Below are 15,645 nucleotides of genomic sequence, written 5' to 3' on the forward strand. Positions count from 1 at the left end.
TCGTGTACATTATCAATAAGCATGGAAAACCACTCATGCCATGCTCACCAAGGAAAGCAAGACTTTTGCTAAAACAGAAGAAAGCAAAAGTAGTAAGAAGGACACCTTTTACCATCCAGCTTTTATATGGTAGCAGTGGTTACAAACAACCCGTGTCATTGGGTGTTGACATGGGGACACGACATGTAGGAATTTCTGCAACAACAAAGAAAGATGTGCTGTTTGAAGCGGAAGCGCAACTTCGAACAGATATTGTGGAATTACTTGCTATACGGAGACAGTTCCGTAGAAGTCGAAGAAACAGAAAGACTCGCTACCGAGAAGCCAGATTTCTTAACAGAAGAAAACCAGAGGGATGGTTACCACCATCTATTCAACACAAAATCAACTCGCATATAAAGTTGATTGACTTAGTTTACAATATTCTCCCTGTCACATCTGTCACTATTGAGGTAGCAGCATTCGATACACAGAAATTAAAAAACCTAAATATCCGAGGGGTGGAATATCAACAAGGAGAACAAATGGGGTTTTGGAATGTTAGAGAGTATGTTCTATACAGAGACAATCATACTTGTCAATATTGCAAAGGAAAAAAGAAAGACCCTGTTCTCCAAGTGCATCATATTGAAAGTCGAAAGACAGGAGGTGATTCACCAGATAATCTGATCACTCTATGCAAAACATGCCACCATGAAATTCACGAAAAAGGGCTTGAGCATATATTTCAACGCAAACGACCGCCTATGAGGGATGCTAGTCAGATGACCGCCATGCGATGGGCAATGTTTAGTAGGATAAGAGAAAAATACTCGCATGCAAATATCACATACGGGTATATCACCAAATGTATTCGCATTGCTAATGGACTGTCTAAATCTCATATGGTGGATGCTCGTTGTATTAGTGGAAATCCACTAGCCAAGCCAAGTGGCACGGTTTATCTTCTAAAATTCGTTCGAAAAAACAACCGTCAATTGCATAAAGCAACCATCTTAAAAGGCGGAAAACGAAAATCAAACAAAGCTCCACGATTTGTCAAAGGGTTTCAACTGTTTGACAAGGTGGTATACGAAAGGAAAGAATGTTTTATATTTGGCAGAAGAAGCAGTGGTTATTTTGACCTTCGGCTGTTAGATGGCACAAAAGTGCATGCTTCAGCAAGCTGGAAAAAGTTAAAAAGAGTTGAGCATGCTAGTACATTGTTAATTGAAAGGAGGAAGGGCGATTCCTCCCCGACTTTCGCTCTCGCTTAGAAGTCGGGGTCTCCTCGCCAAAGAAGATGAACGTTTAAAGAGGCGCCTTTGCCCGAACGCAAAGGCGCCCATAATGGAGTTCAGTCCGATTAATCTAATCAATCGCCTGACGCGCGCGGTCTTGAAGCATTTTCACCCCAGCGAGTGAAATCAAGCCCATGACGACGATATAGAAGGAGATGGCCGTGGCGCTGCCGTATTTGTGCAAAAGCCATGTGCTCACGAGCGGCGCTGGGCCGCCGGCGATGATCGATGCCAACTGGTAGCCGAGCGAAGCGCCGCTGTAGCGCAAGCGCGTCGGGAAGTTTTCCGCGATCATGGCCGCCTGCGGGCCATACAGCATGCCGTGGAACACCATGGCGATGATCGTCGCCAACATGATCAGACCTACGCTTTTTGTGTTGACGAGCCAATAGTACGGAAACGCCCAAAGCATAAGCAAAATGACTCCTGTCATGTAGACGCGCCGCCGCCCCCATCGGTCGGATAAATGGCCGGAATACACAATGGCAAGTGCATTGATGATGGCAGCGATAATCGTCGCATTGACGAAAATGCTTTTTTCCATGTTCAAAAAGGTCGTCCCATAGCTGACGATAAACGTAACAAAAATATAAAACGATCCGTTTTCGATCACCCGTGCGAGCGCCGACCAAATGATTTCCCGCGGATGCTTGACCAGCACCTCGCCGACCGGCATCTTGCTCGTCTCTTGTTTTTTCATCGCTTCTTGGAACAGCGGCGATTCGAGCACTTTCAGCCGGATGTACAGCCCGATGGCGATGAGAAGGAAGCTTATGAGAAAAGGAACGCGCCATCCCCACGCATAAAAGCTGTCGCCGCCAGCCGCAAGCATCAGCGTCGTCACAAGGGAAGAGGACAACAGCCCGAACGGCACGCCCATTTGTGGCAGCGAGGCCATAAACCCGCGCCGTTTCCCTTCTTCCCACTCCATCGCAATCAAAATAGCGCCGCCCCATTCCCCGCCGACGCCAATGCCTTGAATGAGACGCAGCGCGGTCACCAGCACCGGCGCCCACAGGCCGATTTGCTCATAGGTCGGCATCAGGCCGATCAACGCCGTCGCCAATCCCATCAACAGCAGCGTGGCGACCAACGTCGCCTTCCGGCCGATTTTATCGCCGAAATGTCCGAAAATAGCCGCCCCGACCGGCCGGGCAACAAATCCTAAGGCGAACGTTGTAAACGACTGCATAAGTGCTACGTACGGGTCGCTTTGCGGGAAAAAGAGCTGCGGAAACACAAGCGCGGCCATCGTCCCGTAAAGGAAGAAATCGTACCATTCAATCGTCGTGCCGACCACACTCGATATAGCGGCCCGCTTTTTTTGGCGTTTCAATTCGGCCGCATCCATCGTTGACATCGCCATCGGCAACACTCCTTCCCGTTCATTTGATCTGACAGCAGGAAAAAATCGATCAATAAGGCCCATTTTTTTCAAGAATCATTTTTATTCTTCTTCGAAACCGCTTACAACTGATTCTCGAAACCTCCCATTTGCCGCTAAGCTCTTGCAGAGACATTTCCTTCCCGCGCCACAAGCACATGCACAACGGCATCGACGACCGTCTCTTCCCGCTGGTTGACGATCCGCTGATGCACCGTGACGAGCCCGGCTTCCTCGCCCCGTTCCGTCAACCGCTTCACTTCCGATTCCACGTAAATCGTATCGCCGATCTTGACGGGACGAACGAAACGGAGTGAATCGATGCCATAAAACGCCAGAACCACTCCCGGTTCCATCATCCACAGCCCTGTCGCCGCCGACAGCGTCAACATCCCATGGGCGATGCGCTCGCCAAATGGCGTCCGCTTGGCGTATTCCTGATCCATGTGCAGCGGGTAAAAATCGCCGGAAACGCCGGCAAACCGCACAATATCCGCTTCGGTGATCGTTCGTCCGCGCGAACGGTGGCGCTCGCCAAGCGCATACTGTTCAAACGGACGGTCAAATCGCACGCCTTCCCCTCCTCTTGATTGGTCCAAATGACAGAAGAAAAACGAATTCCACCCCCTTCCCGCGGCTGCTGCTTTTTATTTTTACAAATATTCAGAATATTAATTGCATACTCTTTCTTCTTTACGCATCCCTCCCCGTTAGCCCGTCTGTCATTAACATATGAACGGAGTGGAGCGGATAGAACTGCCCCTCCGTGCTTCATGTTTCCAAAAACAAAAGGATGCCGGCCGGCACCCTTTGTTCTTCCTTATTCTTTTACCGAACCGGACGTGAGCCCGGAAACGATGCGGCGCTGAAACAACAGCACCATGATCACAAGCGGGATCGTCACCACCACGGTGGCTGCAGAAATTTCGCCCCACGGGATCGTATACTGGCCTTGGAACATGGCAATGCCGACCGGAACGGTTTTGTATGTTTCCGCTGTGTTGATCGTTAAGGCAATTAAATCAAACTTTTTCATAAACATATATCGTCAATAAATCCCCCATCCGGTCGACCAAACCGATCGTTTCAAAATAATGGGCGACAATGCCGTTTTGTCCATCGTATAAAAATTTCCACATCAGCGCCGATACGGCGGTCGGAATGGCCCACGGGATCAAAAAGAATCCCGGGCTGTTTCGCCCGGGATCCCCCTCACACCTCCACCGTCTTCCCTTCCTCGACGATATGGTAAAGCAAATGCGCCAGGTGGTGGATCGGTCCGTATTCCTCTTCGCCGTCTTCCGTCATTTCTTCTTCGTCGGCGAATTCAAGGTCGTTTAAGTAGAGCGCCATAAATTCGTAAAAGTCTTTCAGCTCAAAGCTGTAGCACGCGCTCGGGTCTTCGCTGTCTTCTTCGTATTGAAGCATTAAATACGATACGTTGCCTTCGTTGTCCTCAGCGTCGAAAAAGACGAAATAGCCGATATTGGTGTCAAGGTCAAACAAATGCCGCGTCCCGCCTTCGGTCGCCTTGTCAAAATCCTCTTGGCTCAACTTGCCGACGTTCATCGCTTCGACGTCGTCTTCGCGGTGAAACTGGACCGTAAATGTTTTCATCGTGATTTCCTCCTTAGAAAATGCTTAATGAATACGTTTTTGACAGCCGCTCGAGCAGTTTCACCCCGGTCACGCTGTTCCCTTTATCATCGAGAGCCGGGCCGAAAATACCGATGCCGCACCGGCCCGGGACGGCGGCGAGAATGCCGCCTGAAACGCCGCTTTTCGCCGGGATGCCGATTTTAATCGCAAATTCGCCGGATGCGTTGTACATGCCGCACGTGACCATAAACGTTTTGCAAATGCGGGCGACATCAAGCGGCATGATCGGCTCGCCCGAATGCGGGTCGCGCCCGTCAAGCGCGAACACCAAGCCGATGCGCGCCAGGTCGATGCACGTCATTTCAATGGCGCACTGCTTCGTGTACAAATCCATCAGCTCTTCGACATCTTCGTCAATGATACGATGCTGCTTGAGAAAATAGCAAAGCGAACGGTTCAAAAACGCGGTTTCAAATTCGGAGCGGGCCACTTCCTCCGAATACGCGATCTGTTCGTTGCCCGCCAATCGGCGAACAAACGCCAACAGCCGTTCTAGCCGTTCGGACACCGAGCCGCCTTGAATCATCGACGTGACGACAAGCGCGCCGGCATTAATCATCGGATTCAGCGGCTTGGCAGGCTTTTCCTCTAATTTGGCAATGGAATGAAACGGATAATCCGTCGGCTCCATGCCGACTTTATGGAACACTTCATCTTCTCCGTGATCCATCAACACAAGGGCCAGGGCAAGAATTTTGGAAATGCTTTGCAGCGTCACTTTCACCGTCACGTCCCCGGCGCTTGCCACTTTGCCGTCCGGGGTGTAGACGGCGACGGACAGTTCATTCGGATTCGCTTTGCCTAAAGCGGGAATGTAATCGGCCACTTTGCCGTAGCGGGCGTACAGCTTCGCTTCTTCGACAAACCGGGCCAGTTCTTCTTCGTTGTACACAGGCATCACCGATCGTTAGTATCGCCTGTTTTTTCCGTTTCTATGCCCAAATATGGCAAACAATCACCTCTTCCCCCGCGAAATGGATCCGTCCCAGCAAACAAACAAGGGGAGCATGCGGTTTGAACAGTAGCCGTTTTTCTTATTCTTCTTCGGCAAATACGTTTTTTAATTCGATCGCCAGTTCAGGAAACAGGCGAACGGGAATCGTATCATCGCGGACATACATCCCTTGATGGCGGAATCTCCCTTCTTCGAGCACATAGACATCAATCGTCTCATTCACCGGATCGACAATCCAATATTCTTTCACCCCTGCCCGCTCATAACGATGAAATTTGACAATTTTGTCCTTGCGCACCGTCGATTTTGAAATAATCTCCACAACAAGATCCGGCACGCCGACAATTCGTTTTTCGCGAATTTTGCTTTTGTCGCAGACAACGACAAGATCCGGCTCAACCCATTCGCGAATTTGTTCCGGATCATCTCTCTCCGCCAAACAAACGTCGATTGGAGCGCCAAATACGGTGCATTCTTTCCCCCGCAAATATGCCGCAAATTCCACCAACAATTCACGTTGCACCGCCTGATGTTTCGGCGTCGGAGCGCGGGACATGTTGAAGACTTGGCCGTCAATGACCTCATAGCGTACATCTTCGTCGAGCAACATATATTGCGCATAAGTGAACGGCTGCCCTTTTTCCGGCGCTGGCATGAAAACGGCCTCCTTTCCTCTTTTCTTTTTAGTATACTTGAATACCGCCTGGCAACCTAGCGTTTTCTTTTTCTCCACAACCCGTTGTAGGCAAGGGAGACCGGTTTCAAGTATAATGAAAAAGAGGTGAGGAGCATGCAAGAAGCCATCAACATGTCCCCGTCCCCGTCATGGGAACATCAAATCGTTTGCGACAATCTTGTTTCCATGATCAAAGGAAAAAGCCCATGTCAACCGATTTCAAACTTGTCCGTGAAACTCGAAAAGAACGGAAACGTGATGAACGAGTTTATCCAGCCGGATGTCGCTGTCTATTGCGAACGGCCTGAAAAAATCATCGGCGGCTATAAGGGGCGGCCGCTCATTGTCATCGAAGTTGTCAGCCCGTCAACCTACAAAATCGATGTGACGCTGAAAAAAGATTTGTACTGCGCCTACGGAGTGGAAGAATACTGGATCGTTGACCCATACAACAAAACGATCCGTCAGTGCACACTCGAACATGATCGATACGCCGAGACGATCATCGCCTGCGGAGAAACGTTCGATTCTGTGATCGGAACGATTGACACCGCGCTCGTTTTCCAAGGCGTGTAGAAGACGGGGAAAACCATTCTTTTCGGCCTATCGGCAGTTTTTGTGGCGGAAGTCGAGTCGATTTTGCAAAGTTCCTCAACTTAAAAAGAGTCTCTGCTGAACAACTCGTTTCCAATCACGAGTTCTTTAGCGGGATATCTTGCATGCTTTGTCGTATAATCAATGGCGAATTCTCTGTCGCAAAAGCAGGGGCGGACAGACAGAGGAAGATACGTTCAAAGGAGCATGAAAACAGAAAAAAACAGACTTGTCAGCAACAAGGATGCCGATAGTCTTTCAACGGCATCCTTTTCCAACTCAACGCAAAATTCGCCATTGATTTTGTCCTGCTTTTCTTGTATAATCGAAAATGTCTCACCATCCATTTCGGGATGTAGCTCAGCTTGGTAGAGCACACGCATGGGGTGCGTGGGGTCGCAGGTTCAAATCCTGTCATCCCGATCGAAGGAAACCAGCCGAAAAAACGTCCGGCTGGTTTTTTTGTTCTCTCACGCGTTTCCTCCTCGTGACGCCGTTTTTCCCTATGAAATCAATCCAATCTGCCTTCCTGCCCAAGCGATACGGTCAACCGCCATATCAATGTCTTCTTCCGTCATCGCCGCGGTGACGGAAAAGCGAATGCGCGCCGTTCCCTCAGGGACGGTCGGCGGCCGGATGGCGTCGCGGGCGGAGATTGCTTCAACAATGACTCCAGCTGATTCATGTCGTTATGACGATAGCGGAAACAAGCGGCTTTGCTCAAGCGGATGCCATCAATCAAGCTCGCATGGTTCAACTTATCGCTAAAGACAAGATCATCTCGGCCAATTAACGCTGTCAACACGCCGATGTTGGCCGTGTAGCCGCTGTTGAAAATAAGCGCCGCTTCTGCCTTTTTCCATTGTTTCAATGCGGCTTCCGCCCGCTCATAGAGCGGGTGATTCCCAACGATGAGCCGCGATGCGCCCGCTCCAGCCCCGTAGGTTCGCATCGCCTCACAGCCCGCCTCAATCAGCCGCCTATCATCCGCTAACCCTAAATAATTATTGGACGCTAAATTCAACATCGGCTTTCCGTCCAACATGACCGAAGCGCCTGACGCCTCTGCCCGGCGCAGCTGGCGCTTTTGCGCTTTTTGTTCCCATTCGAGCAGTTGGGCGGTTAGTTCGGTTTTCATCCCCATCCCCCTTATGTGTAAACTATTTATAAAAAATAGTTTACATTAAAACATGCGAATCGGCTAGGAAAAGATGGTCGGTTTTGTTGATTGATTATTTAGCACATTGTTTTGGAAATTATTCTTTCCGATCTCAGCCACATGCATAGTTCAATCGCACACCTGTCATACTATGCGTGTTATCGGCAAATAAGGAGGTGTTTCAGATGGATGTCCGTCGGGCGCAAGAAATCGCGTCGTCGCCGGTGATGGCAAACGTCACGTACAACGGCCAGCGCATTTACATTGAGCATGTCGACCAACAAAAAGGCGTAGCCACGATTCACCCGCTTGACAACCCGAATCAAAAACAAAGCGTGCCGGTCGCAAGCTTAGAGGAGCATTCGTAACGAAAAAAGCGAGAGAAAGGACGCGTCCTTTCTCCCGCTTTTTGATTTTAGTCGGCCGTCAGCTCTTCCCGCTCTTTGTAGGCCTCTTGCACCGTTTGCTCCTTCATCGCTGTCCGGCCTGCCGTCCGAGTGTCGGCGGCGCGGGCCGGATGCCCGGCGCGTTGGTTGTCCGGTTTCCGTTTCATCGCCCTCCCCTCCTTCATCCCTAGCATGCCCCGAATGAGACGGGTTTACGATAGCGAAGGGGAAAGAGAGCATTCTCGCCTCAAACACTATTTTACCTTATTTTTTCCAACAGCTCGATCCGGTTGCGGAACGGATCGCGAAACGAAAACCGCTTCACCCCTGGGATCGGTTTTTCGTCTTGCGTCGCGACGCCGTGCTCTTCCAAATAACGGCGCGCCGCTTCCACATCTTCCACTTCAAACGCCGGGTGGCTTTTGCTGTTGTAGCCGTCGCGTTGTTCCGTCCCGATATGGAGCTCGATATCGCCGACTTTGTACCAAAGTCCACCGTTTCCTTTCAGCGATTCCGGCTTTTCGATTTCTTGAAAACCAAGCACACCGGTGTAAAAGGCGCGCGCTTCGTCTTCGGCGCCAAACGGAATGCAAATTTGCACATGGTCAAGCCGTTTTACACGAATCATCGTTTCTCTCCTCCCTGTTCGAATGCCGGTTTCATGCGGCGAATGAACGAAACAGCGGCGATCGCCCAAACAAGCAGCACCGCTTCGACCGCCCAAACGTTCGTGACCACTTTCACTTGGTAAAGCGCCGGCAAGATGTCCATCGCCGCGTGAAGCAAAATCGCGTACAGGACATAACGGAACTGCCGCTGGCGCACGCCAAGCAAAACGAGGAGCGACAGCGCCGTGTGCACCGCCAAGGCAAACAGCCGCTCCAGACCCCCTAACACGTACATCGCCAACGGCGTGTGCAGCACTTGTTCCTTGATCAGCTCCGCCTGCTCTGCCGGAAGCGACGGGGCGATCGTTTTGTCGAACGCTCCGGACTGGATGAGGATGGAAAGCACCATGACGTTGACGGCGCCCAACACCCCGAGCAACACCGCTTCCGCCCCGCCATGGCCAAGGCCGAATGACAGCCCATCGCCATATGCGCGTTTTTGTTTTAACAGCCATCGAAACCCGACATAGCGGCCAAGTTCTTCAAACACGCCAGCGGCAAGCGCCGCGTACAGGACAAAGAGCCAAACGCTGTCTGTTCCTTTTAACGCCGGACGCCCCGGTTCAAGGACAGCGATGTGAAGCGCTTTTTCCAATACTTGTGAGAAAACGAGAAACACAACTGCCCCGACGCCGAGCGCTTTCCATGAAAGCCATCCTTTTTTTCTTCCGTACCATGCGAGACCAACAGGAACAAGCAGTGAAATGGCAAGCTGCACCGCCGCACCGATCATTCCCACGTCCCTCTCCCCCCTGCCGCTTATTTATGAACGGTTGCGCTGTTCTTGCTGCTCATAAAGAAACGATCGAACGATGAGATACAAATTGCCGACAACGATGATGACGACAAACAAAACAGCCCTCATCTCTCCGCGCCAAAACGCGGTGAGCATCGACAAAATCCCCATCGCGATAAACACTTTGCCGCCAAGACGGTGCGTTTTATGCCAAACCGTCTCACTCGCTAATGTCCACGGTGTGCGGATGCCAATGAAATAATTGTGTTTGATTTTCGGCATATAATTTCCAAGCACAATCAACAGCGCTCCAACACCAACTGGCACAAGCTGTCCAATATCGACCGGAACTCCGAGATTGTACGCCAACGTTACAATATGCAAAAGCAAGAAAAAGCAGGCAAGCGCCGCGTTGACCATACGATAGCTTGTTTGAAATCGGGCGTAATTTTCTCTTTTCGGGTCGAGCTTCGGCAAGACCGCCATCAAAAACGTGAACACCGTCATGAGAACGGGCAGCAACAACGCGCCAAACCATTTGCTGCTGAAGCCGTCAGCTTCCCCTGATGCATTCCAATGGATCGCCACTTGATCCGGCAAATACGGAAGGGCGGCCAAACTCAAGAAATAAGCGAGAACCGTCAACACGATCGTCAGCCGGCTAACGTTCACCATGTCTCTCCCCCTTTTCGACAAAATCGTAAAACCAGCGAAGCAAATCTTGAAACACCGTCGTGTTCAGAGAGTAGTAGATATGCTGTCCCTCACGCCTGTCTTGCACCAAATCAGCCTGCTTGAGAATTTTCAAATGATGCGAGACGCTCGGCTTCTGCATATCGAAATGCGAAGCGATCTCCCCTGCCGTCAACTCCCCATTCCGCAACAAGGATAAAATTTTCCGCCGCGTCGGATCGGCGATCGCTTTAAACGCTTCGTTGAATGACAATAGCGATCCCACCTTGCAAACGAGTTTTCGTTGGATAAACCGCTAAAGGGGCATCTTTCGTTTATCACAGCTTCGCGTGCGGCGCATGCAACCGACTTTTCATGCCGGTCTATAGTTAGACATTTAGGAAATTATCTAAATACGGACAAAAACATTCGATATTTAGACATCTTTCTAATTAAAGAATATTCCATTTCCATTGGATTGTCAATGTATTTTTCGACTTTTCACCTCTCACATGCGGCATCCGACCGCTGCCCCTCGATGAAAGAGAAACAGCCCAGCGCCACCCCCTCCGCCACTGGCGGAGGGGGATTCCCCATTAACTTCCATTAAACCCCCGTCGGCCAAGCGGCGAGCAGCCGCTCGCTTTTTTCGCGCTTCGATGTCAGCAAATATTCAAGTGTCTGGCAAAGGAATTTCCGCGTCTTTGCTGGATGGATGACGTCATCGATCAAATGTTTGCGCGCCGCTCCATACGGCGAGCTGTCAAACGACCATTGCTTGAGCAGCTCCTGACGCCGCTCGTGCGGGTGGTCGGCGCGTTCAAGTTCGCGGCCGTATACGACGTTGACGCCGACTTCCGGACCGGTGAAATTGATTTCCGCGCTCGGCCAAGCGACAACAACATCCGCTCCCATCCCCGGCCCGCACATATTGCCGTACGCCGCGCCGATGCTTTTGCGGATGACAACGGAGATTTTCGGGACAGTGGATAGCGCCAGCGCCTGATTCCACACCATGATTTTCGTCGCCATTTTCGCTTTTTCCGCCTCGACACTGATGCGAAACCCCGGTGTGTCATGCAAAAAGATGAGCGGAATATGGTATGAGTCGCACAAGCAAATGAATTCCGTCGCCTTTTGACATTCCTGCGGCCCGGGCGCCCCCGCATATTGGCTCGGCTGATTGGCGATGATGCCGACGACATGGCCGTTTAGATGCGCCAAAGCGGTGATCAGCGCTTTGCCGAATGATTTCTGATACTCAAAATAATCGCCGTCATCGACAAGACAGGCGATGATTCGCCGCATATCATAGACGCGGCTTCGTCTGTCCGGCAAAATCGAAAACACTTCCTCCACCATCCGGTATGGATCATCGTCCGTCTTCCGCAGCGGCGGCCGCTCGTTCGCGTTTTGCGGCATGTACGAAAAAAACCTTTTTAGTTGCCCAATGCATTCTGCCTCTGTCTTGCCATCGGCGTCAATCTGTCCGGTGTATTGATGGTGGATGTCGACGCCGCCGAGCTCTTCCGGCGCGACGCGCTGCCCGTTGGCCAACTCAAGCATGCGCGGTCCAGCGATCGCCATGCACGTCCCCTTCAGCTGCGTGACAAAGTCGCAGCTGACCGCCGTCCATGTCGGCCCGCCGTAGCTGTCCCCCAAAATTGCCGCCATCGTCGGCACTTGCCGGTGGTGGGTGAGCAGCTCGCGAGGAAACAATTTGTCGCTGATCCCGTCCGAGCCCATCCCATCCGGCATGCGCAACCCGCCGCCTTCATGGAGAAAAAACATCGGCAAGCCGTTTCTGACAGCCAACGCATGCATTTGCCGCGACTTGCGCAAATGAACGCTCCCCTCCGTTCCCGCGAGCACCGTTTTATCCCCGGCGATGATGACCGCCGAGCGGCCATTCACTTTGCCGATGCCGGCGACAAGCCCGTCTCCGTACGTCGTTTCTTCCAAGCCGGGCTGGTCGGATGTGTTCAGCTGTCCGAACTCGATAAACGTTTCGGCATCGACAAGCAGGTCGATCCGCTCTCTAGCCGTCAGCAGCCCTTTCTCGTGCTGCTTGGCGATTTTCTCCTCGCCGCCGCCCAGCGCAGCGCGCGCCTTTTTCGCCATCAGTTCGTCTGTTAATTGCCGCAAATTCTCCATCGTGATCCCCCTTTTCCAGAAAAAGGCGGGGCGGCCCGCGCCAAAACCCCGCCGCGATGTTATTCCCTCGGAAGCAGCTTTCGCAATACTTTGCCTGACGGCGTCGCCGGCAGTTCATCGATGAACTCGATATAGCGCGGATATTTGAACGCCGCCATATGCGCTTTCGCCCATTCGATCAACTCAGACGGCGCCACCTTTCCTTTCCCCACCCCTTTTTCCCGCAAATAGCGGGCAAAACGGTGAACGTGATCGAGCAAGGTTCCCCACGTGATCACCTTGTTATAGAAAATGTACGCCGGCTCGTTTTCCTCGCGTTCGCCGCGATGGCGCAAATAGCCATAGAGCGGCTGTTCGCCGAGCTCATAGCGGAGTTCCTTCGGCAGCCCGCTCGGCCAGTATGGGCGTGTTTCATTCATTCGTTTCACCATCCCTTATAAAAAAATACTGAATGGTTAGTATGTTACCTTGCAGAAAACGCTTTCAAACACTTGTTCACATCTCCTGCTTCATCCATATGCATATCATTTCGCCGTCATTCGTCAATTTCCTTTCTCGAACAGCCAACCATTTTCTTCGACGCAGCAAACGGCCGCCCCCTTCCACATTGGAGAAGGAGCGGCCGTTCGGAAAAGGAGGAAGCCTGAAGCAGCGCACGCGGCTTGATGGCGGTCATTGATGCGCTGCCGCCGGTCGGTGTGGACGATGCGTTTTATCCCTCCACCAGTGGCGGAGATATGGCAGCACCCAATGATCCAAGCCGTATCGTCCCGCATTGGCCCCGGCGACGAGGAGAAAGACGGTAAGAAGCACCATTTGCGGGTTCGTGCTCGTCGTGCCTGAGAACATGAAGGCGAAGTTCATCACAGCTCCCATGAGGGCGGCAAACGTCGTAAACAATCCGAGAATAAGCGCGATCCCGACGAGAAATTCACCCCATGGCACAAGAACGTTGAACAATCCGACATTCGGCAACGCCACGTGTTCGATAAACGCCGCCCACCAGCTTTGCACGGCCGGATGTTCCCCAGCGGCTTTCGCCAACGCTCCTTTTAAAAATCCGGTGGCGTCAAACCCTTGCGTGATTTTCCCCCATCCCGCCATTACCCACTCATACCCTAAATACAACAGGAACACCATCATCAACCACGACGCTGTGACGTGTTCGCGCAGCCATTTGACAACCATTTTGTTCCTCCCCTTTCAGATCGTGCGTCAGTTTTTGGAGAGCGAACAGCCATGACAGCGATGCCTCCCCCTGCCCTGACGGAGGAGGCACCCGTATCAGCCGCTTGGCAGGCTACCTCGTCCGCTGACGATCAGGAAACAACAAGCTGAACAGCACCCCGGCCGCCAGCGCAATGGCAAATGTCGCAAACCGCGAGCTAACGATGGCCTCAAGCGGAGAGGAAATCCAAATGACCGTGCTGACAAAACCGGCCACAATCGTTGCGATGACGCCGATGCCGGAATACCGCTTCCAGAAGAAAGAGAGCAAAATCGCCGGCGACAACGTGCAGCCGATCCCTGCCCATGCCCAGCTGACAATAAAATACACAAGCGACTCGGATGTCATCGCCAACACCAAGCCAAGCAGCCCGGCAACGACCACCACCGCCCGAGAAAGCGCGACAAGCTGTTTTTCCGACAGGCGAAGGCGCAAAGAACGGCGCGCAATGTCTTCGCTGATGGCGCTCGTGATCACCAGCAGCTGTGAATCGGCCGTTGTCACGATGGCGGCCAAAATGCCCGACAAAAGCACTCCCGCGAGCCACGGCGGCAATAAATCGAGCGCCATCCATGTGCGGCAACAGCGTTATGTGTCAACCCATCCTGTTATTCCAACATGAGGCGCGTCCTACATCGGAACGTTTCGCTCTCGTCCGGACAGCGTCCACATGTAAAGCTCCCTAAGTTGCGAGGCGGCGGGAATTATAATAAAGTGGAGATGAGTCAGTCCAAAAAAGGAGTGAGGAAGATGAACCGTTGGGAGAAGGAATTGGACAAATACGCCGAACTGGCGGTGAAAGTCGGGGTGAACATTCAGCCCGGGCAGACGCTGTTCGTCAACGCCCCGCTCGAGGCGGCGCCGCTCGTCCGCAAAATCGCCAAAACGGCGTACGAAACCGGGGCAAAGCATGTGTATGTCGAGTGGAACGACGAGGCGCTTACATACATTAAATTTCACCACGCCCCAGAGGAAGCGTTTTCCGAATATCCGATGTGGCGGGCAAGAGCGATGGAAGAACTCGCCGAACAAGGCGCTGCCTTTTTATCCATTTACGCCCCGAATCCGGACTTGTTAAAAGACGTCGATCCAAAGCGGATCGCGACCGCCAATAAAACAGCGGCGCAAGCGCTCGCCAACTATCGGAGCGCCATTATGGCCGACCGGAACTGCTGGTCGCTCATTTCCGTCCCCACACCGGCGTGGGCGCAAAAAGTATTTGGCGATCTGCGCGATGAAGAAGCCATCGACAAATTATGGGAAGCGATTTTCCGCATCACCCGCATCGATCATGACGATCCGATCGCTGCCTGGCGCGAACATAACGACCGGCTCGCCCGCATCGTCGATTACTTAAACAACAAGCAATACAAACAACTCGTTTATGAAGCGCCAGGCACCAATCTCACAGTCGAGCTCGTCGACGGGCACGTCTGGCACGGCGGCGCGGCGACGAGTCAAAGCGGCGTGCGCTTCAATCCGAACATTCCGACCGAAGAAGTGTTTACCATGCCGCATAAAGACGGCGTCAACGGCACAGTGCGCAACACGAAGCCGCTCAATTACAACGGCAACGTGATCGATCGGTTTACGCTCACGTTCAAAGACGGTCAAGTCGTCGACTTCAGCGCCGAACAAGGATATGAGACGCTTAAGCACTTGCTTGACACCGATGACGGCGCGCGCCGCCTCGGGGAAGTCGCCCTCGTGCCGCACCAATCGCCGGTGTCGCTGTCCAATCTCATTTTTTACAACACGCTGTTTGATGAAAACGCCGCTTGCCATTTGGCGCTCGGCAAGGCGTATCCGACCAATATCGAAAACGGCGCCTCTCTTTCCAAAGAGGAGCTTGACCGCCGCGGCGTCAACGACAGCCTCGTCCACGTCGACTTTATGATCGGCTCAGCTGATCTGAACATTGACGGCGTGACGAAAGACGGGAAGCGCGAGCCGATTTTCCGCAGCGGCAACTGGGCGTTTGAGCTGCAATAACCCTCCATTCCACAGTTGCTCGGGCAAGAAAACAAGGCTGTTGCCAAAAGCGGGGCGAGCCCCTTTTGTCAACAGCCTTTTTCCATATTTCCCTCGCGTCGA

Annotated in this window: 17 protein-coding genes, 1 tRNA gene and 4 pseudogenes; 5 read left to right on the forward strand and 17 right to left on the reverse strand. The window is 52.4% G+C overall.

Annotated elements, in window-relative coordinates; translation table 11 throughout:
• Positions 1-2 precede the first annotated feature (2 nt).
• A complete protein-coding gene (iscB, locus tag CV945_RS11150; protein ID WP_232722107.1) occupies positions 3-1,256 on the forward strand; it encodes an RNA-guided endonuclease IscB in 1,254 nt (417 codons plus the stop codon).
• Positions 1,257-1,350: 94 nt separating this feature from the next.
• Here iscB and CV945_RS11155 read toward each other — a convergent pair whose 3' ends face one another.
• The 7 genes and pseudogenes from CV945_RS11155 to CV945_RS11185 form a co-directional block, all read right to left on the reverse strand.
• A complete protein-coding gene (locus CV945_RS11155; protein ID WP_100659775.1) occupies positions 1,351-2,646 on the reverse strand; it encodes an MFS transporter in 1,296 nt (431 codons plus the stop codon).
• A gap of 134 nt (positions 2,647-2,780) precedes the next feature.
• Positions 2,781-3,236 carry a MaoC/PaaZ C-terminal domain-containing protein gene (locus CV945_RS11160; RefSeq protein WP_094238840.1) on the reverse strand — a complete coding sequence of 152 codons (456 nt, stop codon included), beginning with the start codon at positions 3,234-3,236 and terminating at the stop codon, positions 2,781-2,783.
• Between the two features lie 248 nt (positions 3,237-3,484).
• Positions 3,485-3,685, reverse strand: a pseudogene (locus CV945_RS11165) (carbohydrate ABC transporter permease); the annotation flags it as partial.
• A 25-nt stretch (positions 3,686-3,710) separates the two neighbouring features.
• Positions 3,711-3,842: pseudogene (locus CV945_RS11170) on the reverse strand (sugar ABC transporter permease); the annotation flags it as partial.
• Between the two features lie 34 nt (positions 3,843-3,876).
• Complete coding sequence (locus CV945_RS11175; RefSeq protein WP_033017209.1) at positions 3,877-4,281, reverse strand: hypothetical protein; 405 nt, start codon at positions 4,279-4,281, stop codon at positions 3,877-3,879.
• 13 nt (positions 4,282-4,294) lie between these two features.
• The gene (gene glsA / locus CV945_RS11180; RefSeq protein WP_100659776.1) at positions 4,295-5,221 is read right to left on the reverse strand and encodes a glutaminase A; all 927 of its coding nucleotides are present in this window, start codon (positions 5,219-5,221) and stop codon (positions 4,295-4,297) included.
• A gap of 136 nt (positions 5,222-5,357) precedes the next feature.
• Positions 5,358-5,933 (reverse strand): Uma2 family endonuclease, encoded by a 576-nt coding sequence (locus CV945_RS11185; protein ID WP_100659777.1) that lies wholly within the window; start codon positions 5,931-5,933, stop codon positions 5,358-5,360.
• 135 nt (positions 5,934-6,068) lie between these two features.
• Here CV945_RS11185 and CV945_RS11190 point away from each other — a divergent pair, with 135 nt between their 5' ends.
• Positions 6,069-6,530, forward strand: coding sequence for a Uma2 family endonuclease (locus CV945_RS11190; protein WP_049624783.1), 462 nt, complete (start codon positions 6,069-6,071; stop codon positions 6,528-6,530).
• 367 nt (positions 6,531-6,897) lie between these two features.
• A tRNA-Pro gene (locus tag CV945_RS11200) sits at positions 6,898-6,971 on the forward strand.
• A 223-nt stretch (positions 6,972-7,194) separates the two neighbouring features.
• Here the strand turns inward: CV945_RS11200 and CV945_RS11205 are convergent.
• A pseudogene (locus CV945_RS11205) lies at positions 7,195-7,686 on the reverse strand (aminotransferase class I/II-fold pyridoxal phosphate-dependent enzyme); the annotation flags it as partial.
• Between the two features lie 206 nt (positions 7,687-7,892).
• Here CV945_RS11205 and CV945_RS11210 point away from each other — a divergent pair.
• Complete coding sequence (locus CV945_RS11210) at positions 7,893-8,075, forward strand: small acid-soluble spore protein H (protein ID WP_011231614.1); 183 nt, start codon at positions 7,893-7,895, stop codon at positions 8,073-8,075.
• A gap of 47 nt (positions 8,076-8,122) precedes the next feature.
• Here CV945_RS11210 and CV945_RS17285 read toward each other — a convergent pair whose 3' ends face one another.
• The 9 genes and pseudogenes from CV945_RS17285 to CV945_RS11250 form a co-directional block, all read right to left on the reverse strand.
• The gene (locus tag CV945_RS17285) at positions 8,123-8,260 is read right to left on the reverse strand and encodes a hypothetical protein (RefSeq protein WP_015375224.1); all 138 of its coding nucleotides are present in this window, start codon (positions 8,258-8,260) and stop codon (positions 8,123-8,125) included.
• Between the two features lie 92 nt (positions 8,261-8,352).
• On the reverse strand, positions 8,353-8,721 hold the full coding sequence (locus tag CV945_RS11215) for a VOC family protein (RefSeq protein WP_100659778.1): 369 nt from the start codon (positions 8,719-8,721) through the stop codon (positions 8,353-8,355).
• Positions 8,718-9,500, reverse strand: a complete 783-nt coding sequence (locus CV945_RS11220; protein ID WP_100659779.1) for a YhfC family intramembrane metalloprotease — start codon at positions 9,498-9,500, stop codon at positions 8,718-8,720. The genes CV945_RS11215 and CV945_RS11220 overlap by 4 nt, the downstream gene beginning before the upstream one ends.
• Before the next feature lie 24 nt (positions 9,501-9,524).
• Positions 9,525-10,172 carry an SdpI family protein gene (locus CV945_RS11225; protein ID WP_100659780.1) on the reverse strand — a complete coding sequence of 216 codons (648 nt, stop codon included), beginning with the start codon at positions 10,170-10,172 and terminating at the stop codon, positions 9,525-9,527.
• A complete protein-coding gene (locus CV945_RS11230) occupies positions 10,159-10,443 on the reverse strand; it encodes an autorepressor SdpR family transcription factor (RefSeq protein ID WP_044743727.1) in 285 nt (94 codons plus the stop codon). The genes CV945_RS11225 and CV945_RS11230 overlap by 14 nt, the downstream gene beginning before the upstream one ends.
• 332 nt (positions 10,444-10,775) lie before the next feature.
• Positions 10,776-12,323, reverse strand: a complete 1,548-nt coding sequence (locus CV945_RS11235) for an acyl-CoA carboxylase subunit beta (protein WP_100659781.1) — start codon at positions 12,321-12,323, stop codon at positions 10,776-10,778.
• 59 nt (positions 12,324-12,382) lie between these two features.
• Complete coding sequence (locus CV945_RS17085) at positions 12,383-12,742, reverse strand: AMP-binding enzyme (RefSeq protein WP_047818571.1); 360 nt, start codon at positions 12,740-12,742, stop codon at positions 12,383-12,385.
• A 253-nt stretch (positions 12,743-12,995) separates the two neighbouring features.
• Positions 12,996-13,511 (reverse strand): DoxX family protein, encoded by a 516-nt coding sequence (locus CV945_RS11245; RefSeq protein ID WP_100659782.1) that lies wholly within the window; start codon positions 13,509-13,511, stop codon positions 12,996-12,998.
• 112 nt (positions 13,512-13,623) lie between these two features.
• Positions 13,624-14,121: pseudogene (locus tag CV945_RS11250) on the reverse strand (sodium:solute symporter family transporter); the annotation flags it as partial.
• A gap of 180 nt (positions 14,122-14,301) precedes the next feature.
• Here CV945_RS11250 and CV945_RS11255 point away from each other — a divergent pair.
• Positions 14,302-15,543, forward strand: coding sequence for an aminopeptidase (locus CV945_RS11255; protein ID WP_033009718.1), 1,242 nt, complete (start codon positions 14,302-14,304; stop codon positions 15,541-15,543).
• Positions 15,544-15,645: the final 102 nt, after the last annotated feature.

The sequence above is a fragment of the Geobacillus sp. Manikaran-105 genome, assembly GCF_002809955.1.
Lineage (GTDB): Bacteria > Bacillota > Bacilli > Bacillales > Anoxybacillaceae > Geobacillus > Geobacillus thermophilus.